The following is a 7,937-nucleotide window of genomic DNA, read 5'->3' on the forward strand; positions in this document are numbered from 1 at the left end:
GTTTATTCTTCTATTAATTCTCCTTTGTAGTTGTATTTTACTTTTCCGTAATCAAAACTATAAATTCTTTTTTTGTTTTCGTCCTCTGTTAAAAAGTCCAAATGATCTTCTTTAATATCTAGTAATACTTTTCCATTTGTGTCAATAAACTTATAAGTGTCATTAAATTCTACTACAGTGATTCCATTTTCAAAGTCTTTAGCATCATTATATTTAAAAGGAATTACCAACTTACCTTTGCTATTTATAAATCCTATTTTAGAGTTGGTATTACTAACCATAATTCTTTCATCAGCCAAGGTTTTATAGACATTATGTACACCAGGTAGTAGAGTGGCGTTAGCATTTTCATCTAACAGGTAGTATTTGTTATCATAAGTAATTCCAAATAATAAATTGCCAACCTCTTTCATTTGCCAGTATAATTTAGAGCCTATTGGTTTGTTATCTTGGGTAACAAGTGTGTAATTGTCACTTTCTTGTTCAGGTAGTATGCCAATAAGGCCATTACTAAAAGCCTCTACACTGTAAACTAAAAGTGTGTCTAATTTTTTTTCAGCTTTATTTAAGTGATAAAAGTGATTGTAATCTTCATAAAAGTTACCTCCAATATTTTCTAAACCTCCAGCTCCTGGTACTGTTATTTTTGGCTCTCCTATATTATTTATAAAAACAATTGCATCCTCTGTTTGCATAGCAATTAGTGCATCATTTCCTTTAATTGGTTGGTGGTTGTATGCTGTAAATGTTGTTTCTTGGGTTTTTGAATCTTTTTTAAAAAATAATTTTATGCTTTTTACATTGCCATAATAGTAGTATTCCTTGTGAAAAATACCGTCATTATCGTTGAAAAAATCTACGTTAGATAGGTTGTCTTTTAAATACTCTTGAAGCTCGGGAGTATCTTTAAAATCATCATCGTTTAACTTTTTTTGTATTTTTTTAAAGAACCCTAACATTTCTGTAAGTATATCTTCTTGATCGTCAGGAGATACGCCGTTGTTAGAGTAGCCGCTGCGGTCTAAGACTTTACCTTCTTCATTATGACCTTGTACTTTTACAGGAGCAGCAATTGTATCACTCAACGTAAAATAAACGTAATTGCCTTCTGCTTTTACAAAGTTAATTTCTCCTCCTTTATATTTTACTGTTGGGTTGTCTGATGAAATTTCTACTACATCATAATCTTTAATATAATCTACTTTAAAAGAAATATCTATGCTGTCTATAGCTTTGGCTTTCCCCCAACTTTCATTAAAATTAAAATCTAACCCATAATTTTCAATACTATCTGTGCGTACTTCGCCATTATGGTAATATATTTTTTTAGGTGTGAATGTTTGCGTAACACCTTGGCCAAGCTTTATAGGGTCTTCATTATCATTATTAGTACCTATAAATTGCAAATCACTTTTATAGTTGGTATAAGTTTGTGAAAACGTCACATTTTTAAACTGATTAAGAGCTTTGTGTACCCCTGTAGTGTCTACTTTAAAAGGTTCTTCATACTTTTCATCCTCTTTATCAATTATTTTAATATCATTAGAAAACGAGCCATCAAAGAATTTAGCCATAGACTCAAATTGTTTAATATTGGAGTTTACTTCTTCTTTAATTTCCTCTAACGGTTTATTGTCTAAAGAAGATATAAACTCATTTAACTCTGTCTTGTTTTTTGGTTGTATTTTGTTACAACTAACAATAGCTAAAAGTGCCGTAATTATATATAATATTTTTTTCATTATCGTATTATTTTTAGCTCGTTAGACCCTTTAGGTTGGTATAAAAAATGATTAAAAGAATCATCGTAATTTTTGCCGGTTAAAATGAGCATATCAGATTTGTCTTTAGCGTAAGTGTAAATTAATTTGCCATCAGCATTAAATTCAACATCAAAATCCTTTGCTAACGTGTACTTATACGTATTTATTAAAATGGTTAAGTAGGCTTCCCACTTTGTACGTGCAGTTTCAAAATTAGTATCAAAATTTAGCTGTTGTACTTCAAAATCTTTTTGATAAAACAAGTCGTTAGTAGCTTGCTCATCATATGTTAAAATGGCATTTCCTAGTTTGGTGTATAATGCAATTACTTTTTCTTTTAAATCCTTGCTGTTTCTTAAATCTGTACCATTTGTCCAAGCCTCTGGGTAGTATGGTAATGTGGAGTTAAAGTCTATTTTAAGGTTTACTGGGACATTATTTCTAATACTTGTTTTTTCTATAGTTTTAACAACTTCTTTTGTACTGTTATCTATAATTTGTATTGAAAAACTAGGATCTTCATAATACGTATTTGGTTCTTTTTTTATGGTTTTATCTTCTGTTTTAGCAGTTAATTTTATTGAAGAATTTGGACCAGTAATGTAGTTGTTTAAATTAAAAGAATCTGAGTCTGTACCTATGGCAATACTAACATCATTTATACTAATATCAAAAACACTGTTGTAAGACTTAATATTTAGTACGTATTTAGGTGCCGTATCAAAAACCTTAACCTTACTGTGTATTTTTGCTAAAGGTATAGTGTAAACAGGGTTGTATGTAATAGTTAACTTGCCGTAATCTTTATTGCCAAAAGCAGCTAAATGTTTGCCATTTACAAAATTAACTTCCAGTTTTTTAGCTTCAATTTCATCTTTCCATTCAAACTCAACATCATCACTATAGCTGTTATTTAGGTTTGTTAGCCCTTTTTCGGCTTCCAAAACTTCAAGTAATTTTTTAGCAGAAAAATTAACAGTATCAGTTGTAAGTAAAGTATAATTGTCTGTAATTAAAGCATTTTTTATAGGAACGTCTGCGTAGTGCATTCCTTTTAAATTAAGCTCTATATAACTAGATGTGCTGTCTATATCCTCATCTTTGTTTTCTAATATCATTTTAGCAATTAACGCCTTTGTTTGTGAGCTAGATTTAACTTCTGCAAAGTTGTACCTAGGAGTAGCAACGCTATCACAAGAAACAAATGTGGTATAAATTGATAAAATTAGAATTGTTATTATGTTTTTCATTACGTGTAATTTTTTAATGGAATAATGTTACTACCAGTTCATCAAATTCTGTAAATAAGCCTTCTTCGGTATTAACTCTAAGCATTAAACTTTTGCTTTCCGTTTTCCACTCGTAATAAGTAGAGCTACTACGTTCGTTAACGTATGGATTACCATACAATTCTGTTAGTTTAGTTTTAAGTTTGTTGTAATCAGTTATTTCGTCAAAAAAATGCATAGTTATTCTTTTACCTCCATAGCTGGTGTTTATTTTTACTTTATCAACAAAAACCCCATAAAAACGTAAAAAACGTTCATCACTAAATTTAATTTCACCATATTCTTCAGTAAATGGTACGCCTTTAAAGTGAGTTTCTATATCGGTCTCGATTGTAATATCTTCTATATTTTTTACAAGTCCTTTATAGTCTACTTGTGCGTATCCAAATAGGCTAACAAGAAGTAGTAGTAAGGTTAGTTTTTTCATAGTAGTTGCATTATTCATTAATTTTTTTTGTAAGCTTATTTTACCAGTGTTCTTTTTTAAGAATTTTTTACCCAGCTACTTTAGGTAAAAATGATAAGTCTACTACATACTTTTTAGGATTATCGCGGTCTATTAAAACATCTATTTTTTCTGTTTTTATAAAGTCTGTAGGGTCAAACCAAATATTGTCACTAGTAAAAATATGTAGTTCAGATGTTTTTGGGTTTAACCATTGTGATACTACAACAAAAGGATTTTTACCATTAACAGCAATAGAAGTATTTAGAGTTACGTTTTGAAAATCTGCCTCTACTTTAGTACCATGTAGTTTTAAATGGTTGTGCATTTTCTTTTTCTTAATGCCAGCTATTATAATACCAAAACCAATTAATGCAAAAATTAAACCTATACCACCAAGTATAGTTGCGCCTCCCCAAAGAGAGAAAAACCCTTTAATTTTAGCCTTGTTAGGAGATTCTGGATTGTAAATAACGTCTACCTTTTCATTAACACTGTAACTAGGTGGGTTGCTACTTGTAGATGATGCAAACTGAATTTCTGCTCCAGTTTCATCTGTAAATTCTACTAACGGCTTGTACATTATAGAATTGTCTGATGAGCTGCTAGAACGCGATTCTAGTAGTTCTACCACTACACCTTCAGTCTCCTCAGAATTTTTTATAAACTCACTAGTGCTTTTGTAAAGAAAAAATGCACCTACCAACATTCCGGCTCCTATAAATGCAAATACGTATTTAATAATATTTATTACTTTCATTTTTGTAGTTTATTTAGTTATTTATGTGTAATTAATTGTTTTTTAGGCTGGTTGTAGCCTAGTAATACAAACATAGTATTAAGTGAAAGAGTTTAAATGTGCAAACCTATATTCGTACAGGTTTAGTATATATTTGAAAATAAGTAAACACTTACATTACATATTTGTAGTTGATAAAAAAGTTTTGTCTTATAAAAAAGTATAGATTAGCTAAGATTTAATACATTAGAGTATGAAAACCTATAAAATTACAGATCCTAAAAAACTGAAAGAGTTAGCAGACAAAACCAAAAAGAACACTATTATTTCTACAATAATAACGCTTGTAATAATAGCGTCTATTACTGTTTATTTGATAGTAAGTGGTGACAAAAAGGTTCCGGTAGTACCCTTAACTTTAGTAGTATTGTTATTTGTGGTGCTTTTTTCATTAATAATAAAACAAGTAAACGATTTGCTGTATAAATTAGCAAAGTATAAATATGTTAGATTAGATAGTGCTTCTGTAACTATAGGTACAAGTGCAGAGTTTAAAGAAGGACTAAATTTTATACAAAAATACTTATTTAGCCGTGTTAATAAGTTTGGTGCTCATAACGATAAAACATTTTATGCCAATAAAATAAAGTCAATACAGGATAAGAAAAATGCAGTACAAATAAAAGTTTCTGGGGTAGTTGGTAATGTTGTTGCAATACCAAAAGAAATAGACAACCTATCTGAAATTAAAGAAGAAATTACAAGGATGATGAGAGCTTAGTGTTTCTGTTTTTATCAAAATTATTTTTATGTACCTCTAATTTTATCAATCCAAGTAATTAGGTGGTCTGGCGGAATGTCATACCCAACAGCTTTTTTTCCGCTCCAGTTTATACCTACTAGTTGTTTGTGGGTCTTTAATATTTTTAGCCAGTAGTTGTAAAAAGTATTTAAATCTAGTTCTACGGGCTCAAAATCCTTATATGCTTTAACCGTTTTAATAATTATTTCTGCTCTAGATTTACTAGACCAAAATGGCATAGCTCTAATACCGTCTCCGTTTTTTGGCGCAGGAAACCCACCATTATCTTTTATAGTCCACACTTTGCCAGAAGATGCTACATCTTTATAAAATAGTGCGGCTTGTGAAGCAGATTGTGACATAATTAATTTTTGAAAGGTAATTTAAGTAAAAACTAAATTAAATTTTAACGCATTGGGACTATTATACAGGCAAAAACCAGTTTTTACTTTTCTATCCACCACTCAATTCCGTTTTTAAATTCATTTTTAACAAAATCATAAGCAACAAAGAATCCAGATTGTAGTGATGGATGCTCACTTTGCAGGAGTTCTCTTTCCTGATTTTTCATTCGCCAATGGGCATCAAGTCTTTTTAGTTTTTTGAGTTTTAAAATTGGCCTGTAATTTTTGTCTCTTATTGATGCGCAAGACATATCAAGTTCAATTAATTCACTTAAGTCTGTAAAAGGTTTTAGACTATTTAGCATTAAATTTTTGGGAGCAAATGTGTCTCCGCCAAGCTCCAAGGATTTTAACCATTTCATTTTTCCAATTAATTCATAATTAGAAACCTTAAAAGACGCAAGAATTGAAAGACTCTCTAATGATTTTAATTCAATTAATGGAGAAACATCTTCCAGCCGTGAAAAATTGCTGAAAGACAAGGCTCTTAGTTTTGTTAGCTTTTTAATTGAACTGATATCTGTAACGGTAGAAGACCAAATGTTTAAAACTTCTAAATTCGTCATTTTGCATATAGCATTAAAGTAATCTTGATCAACTTTATGTCTAAGGTCTAGTCTTTTTATATGACTAAGTTGTGGTAGTTTTTCTTTCCATTGTTCATCAATCTCCTTTCTTCTTTTTAAAGAAGTGTTTGGAGAAAAGTCCATAGCCAAAGTGGAGATAAAAATGTTGTTTGTTTCCAATATTTTATCTTCATACACCTGAAAAGCCTGCTCTTTACCCAATTCCTCTATTGTAGGGTAATAGGTATCTGCTATCTGGTCTTTTCCAACAATAGATGTATTCATTTAAAGTTTTTACTAATTTTGATTAACGTTGTTGTATATGGTTTGTTGCGTTTTTTAAGCAACTAATTTAGCAAATAAATCACAGATAGAAAGTCCGCGAGGACTTTCGTAAGTAGGCGAAAAGCCAGCAATAAATTATATACTTTGTTGGCAAACGTTATTTTGTTTGAATACCTGTATTTATAAACTTCTTAATAATTAACTATGCGATCAAATTTACCATTCTCTTTGTAATATTTCCATTCACCTGTTCTTTTATCATCTTTATAATTACCAATTTGGTCAAGTTTTCCTTCATAATATTCTTTCCAAATTCCATTTTTCTGTCCATTTTCATAATTACCTTTTTCCTCGATACTTCCATCTTCATTATAATAAATCCATTTACCAGATTTCTCATTTTCTTTATATTCACCAATTTCTTCTAATTGATTCTTTTGATAATAAGATTTGTGAATTCCTGATAATAGCCCGTTATTATAATTATAGATACTTTCGATACTTCCATCTTGAAAGAAATATGTATGCATCCCAATTCTTTTTCCTAATTGAAATTCTCCTGTAAACATTATTTTCCCATCTTCAAAGAACCTTTTCCAATCTCCGTCTTGTATTCCTCCTTCTAAATAATTTTCAATGATCCATTCTTGACCATTTTCATAATAATAAACCCATTCGCCTATCTTATTATAGTCTTTATAGTTTCCAAAACGCGCTAATTTACCATCTTCAAAATATTCGTTCCACTCTCCAATTTTACCATTAGAATCCCATTCTCCAATTTTTTCTAACTGTCCGTTTTTATGGTATTTCAACAATTTGCCAATTGGCCTTTCCTTATAAATTCTTCTTTCTGAATGCTCTAATTGTCCATTTTTATAGTATGTATCATAATTGATTGTACTATCATTTTTATAAACCTGTACAAATGATATTTGATTGTTTTTGAAGTAGTGAATTCTTTTGGTTATTTTTTCCTTATGATAAGTAATCATAGTCTCTTTTAATTGACCATTTTCGTATAAATCCTCATAGTGAACCTTTTTCTGACTGCATGATATTATTGTAAGAAAACAAGTAATTATGGTTAAATATAAATTTATAAGTGTTTTTATTTTCATAATGTTTGCTAACGTTTTTTATTAATTCTTTTTTTTGTATCGTCAAAATTTATTCCATTAGTTTAAATACATAATCTTTAAATCCCAACTTTTTTTTAGTAATTAATTTATAATCAACTTCCAATAAATCTCCTTGTGTTCTAGTTGCTAGATAATATTCCTTACTGTCTATGAATAAAGTCATATGTATTGTTCCTGTTTTTGTTGAAGTATTTGAAACGTAAGTCATTGAGGGAATTTCTTCTTTGAATTTAGCAAGTTTTTTGGTTGAAAGTATAAACTCTCCAGAGTTATTAATCATTATTACTTTTTCAATTTTTTGTGCTTCTACAAAATCCGAAAATTAATTTTACTTTCATTTTCGCAAGCAAATAATAGTATTATTATGATTAAGAGTACCGATTTCATTTTTTAATGTTTGCTAACGTCTCGGCTATGATTAGCACGGGAATTAAAAGTAGTGAACTTTCGATTAAGCACTTAGCCAAAACTTTTTATTTTGTTTTATCTTTTTCTTTATAAA

The 7,937-nt window shown here is 29.6% G+C and carries 9 protein-coding genes; 1 reads left to right on the forward strand and 8 read right to left on the reverse strand.

Annotated features, from left to right (window positions below):
* Positions 1-2 precede the first annotated feature (2 nt).
* From ABJD66_RS08090 to ABJD66_RS08105, 4 genes are all read right to left on the reverse strand, one after another.
* The gene (locus ABJD66_RS08090) at positions 3-1,742 is read right to left on the reverse strand and encodes a WG repeat-containing protein (protein ID WP_348130211.1); all 1,740 of its coding nucleotides are present in this window, start codon (positions 1,740-1,742) and stop codon (positions 3-5) included.
* Positions 1,742-3,013: a hypothetical protein gene (locus ABJD66_RS08095; RefSeq protein ID WP_348130214.1), complete on the reverse strand. Its 1,272-nt coding sequence runs from the start codon at positions 3,011-3,013 to the stop codon at positions 1,742-1,744. The genes ABJD66_RS08090 and ABJD66_RS08095 overlap by 1 nt, the downstream gene beginning before the upstream one ends.
* Before the next feature lie 13 nt (positions 3,014-3,026).
* On the reverse strand, positions 3,027-3,479 hold the full coding sequence (locus tag ABJD66_RS08100) for a hypothetical protein (protein WP_157811093.1): 453 nt from the start codon (positions 3,477-3,479) through the stop codon (positions 3,027-3,029).
* A gap of 67 nt (positions 3,480-3,546) precedes the next feature.
* Positions 3,547-4,257 (reverse strand): DUF3592 domain-containing protein, encoded by a 711-nt coding sequence (locus ABJD66_RS08105; protein ID WP_100894733.1) that lies wholly within the window; start codon positions 4,255-4,257, stop codon positions 3,547-3,549.
* Positions 4,258-4,489: 232 nt separating this feature from the next.
* Here ABJD66_RS08105 and ABJD66_RS08110 point away from each other — a divergent pair, with 232 nt between their 5' ends.
* Positions 4,490-5,017, forward strand: coding sequence for a hypothetical protein (locus tag ABJD66_RS08110; protein ID WP_348130218.1), 528 nt, complete (start codon positions 4,490-4,492; stop codon positions 5,015-5,017).
* 26 nt (positions 5,018-5,043) lie between these two features.
* On the opposite strand, the gene ABJD66_RS08115 is transcribed toward ABJD66_RS08110, so the two are convergent.
* The 4 genes from ABJD66_RS08115 to ABJD66_RS08130 form a co-directional block, all read right to left on the reverse strand.
* Positions 5,044-5,400 (reverse strand): DUF2750 domain-containing protein, encoded by a 357-nt coding sequence (locus tag ABJD66_RS08115; protein WP_348130221.1) that lies wholly within the window; start codon positions 5,398-5,400, stop codon positions 5,044-5,046.
* Positions 5,401-5,483: 83 nt separating this feature from the next.
* Positions 5,484-6,293, reverse strand: coding sequence for a leucine-rich repeat domain-containing protein (locus ABJD66_RS08120; protein ID WP_348130224.1), 810 nt, complete (start codon positions 6,291-6,293; stop codon positions 5,484-5,486).
* Between the two features lie 191 nt (positions 6,294-6,484).
* Positions 6,485-7,414: a toxin-antitoxin system YwqK family antitoxin gene (locus ABJD66_RS08125; RefSeq protein WP_348130227.1), complete on the reverse strand. Its 930-nt coding sequence runs from the start codon at positions 7,412-7,414 to the stop codon at positions 6,485-6,487.
* A 49-nt stretch (positions 7,415-7,463) separates the two neighbouring features.
* The gene (locus ABJD66_RS08130) at positions 7,464-7,715 is read right to left on the reverse strand and encodes a hypothetical protein (protein WP_348130230.1); all 252 of its coding nucleotides are present in this window, start codon (positions 7,713-7,715) and stop codon (positions 7,464-7,466) included.
* Between the last annotated feature and the right edge of the window lie 222 nt (positions 7,716-7,937).

Origin of the sequence: Cellulophaga sp. (assembly GCF_039943695.1) — a bacterium.
In the GTDB taxonomy this organism is placed as follows: Bacteria; Bacteroidota; Bacteroidia; order Flavobacteriales; family Flavobacteriaceae; genus Cellulophaga.

Coding starts and splice junctions, on each gene's coding strand:
- ABJD66_RS08090 (WP_348130211.1), bottom strand. CDS start 1,742: ATGAAAAAAATATTATATATAATTACGGCACTTTTAGCTATTGTTAGT.
- ABJD66_RS08095 (WP_348130214.1), bottom strand. CDS start 3,013: ATGAAAAACATAATAACAATTCTAATTTTATCAATTTATACCACATTT.
- ABJD66_RS08100 (WP_157811093.1), bottom strand. CDS start 3,479: ATGAAAAAACTAACCTTACTACTACTTCTTGTTAGCCTATTTGGATAC.
- ABJD66_RS08105 (WP_100894733.1), bottom strand. CDS start 4,257: ATGAAAGTAATAAATATTATTAAATACGTATTTGCATTTATAGGAGCC.
- ABJD66_RS08110 (WP_348130218.1), top strand. CDS start 4,490: ATGAAAACCTATAAAATTACAGATCCTAAAAAACTGAAAGAGTTAGCA.
- ABJD66_RS08115 (WP_348130221.1), bottom strand. CDS start 5,400: ATGTCACAATCTGCTTCACAAGCCGCACTATTTTATAAAGATGTAGCA.
- ABJD66_RS08120 (WP_348130224.1), bottom strand. CDS start 6,293: ATGAATACATCTATTGTTGGAAAAGACCAGATAGCAGATACCTATTAC.
- ABJD66_RS08125 (WP_348130227.1), bottom strand. CDS start 7,414: ATGAAAATAAAAACACTTATAAATTTATATTTAACCATAATTACTTGT.
- ABJD66_RS08130 (WP_348130230.1), bottom strand. CDS start 7,715: ATGATTAATAACTCTGGAGAGTTTATACTTTCAACCAAAAAACTTGCT.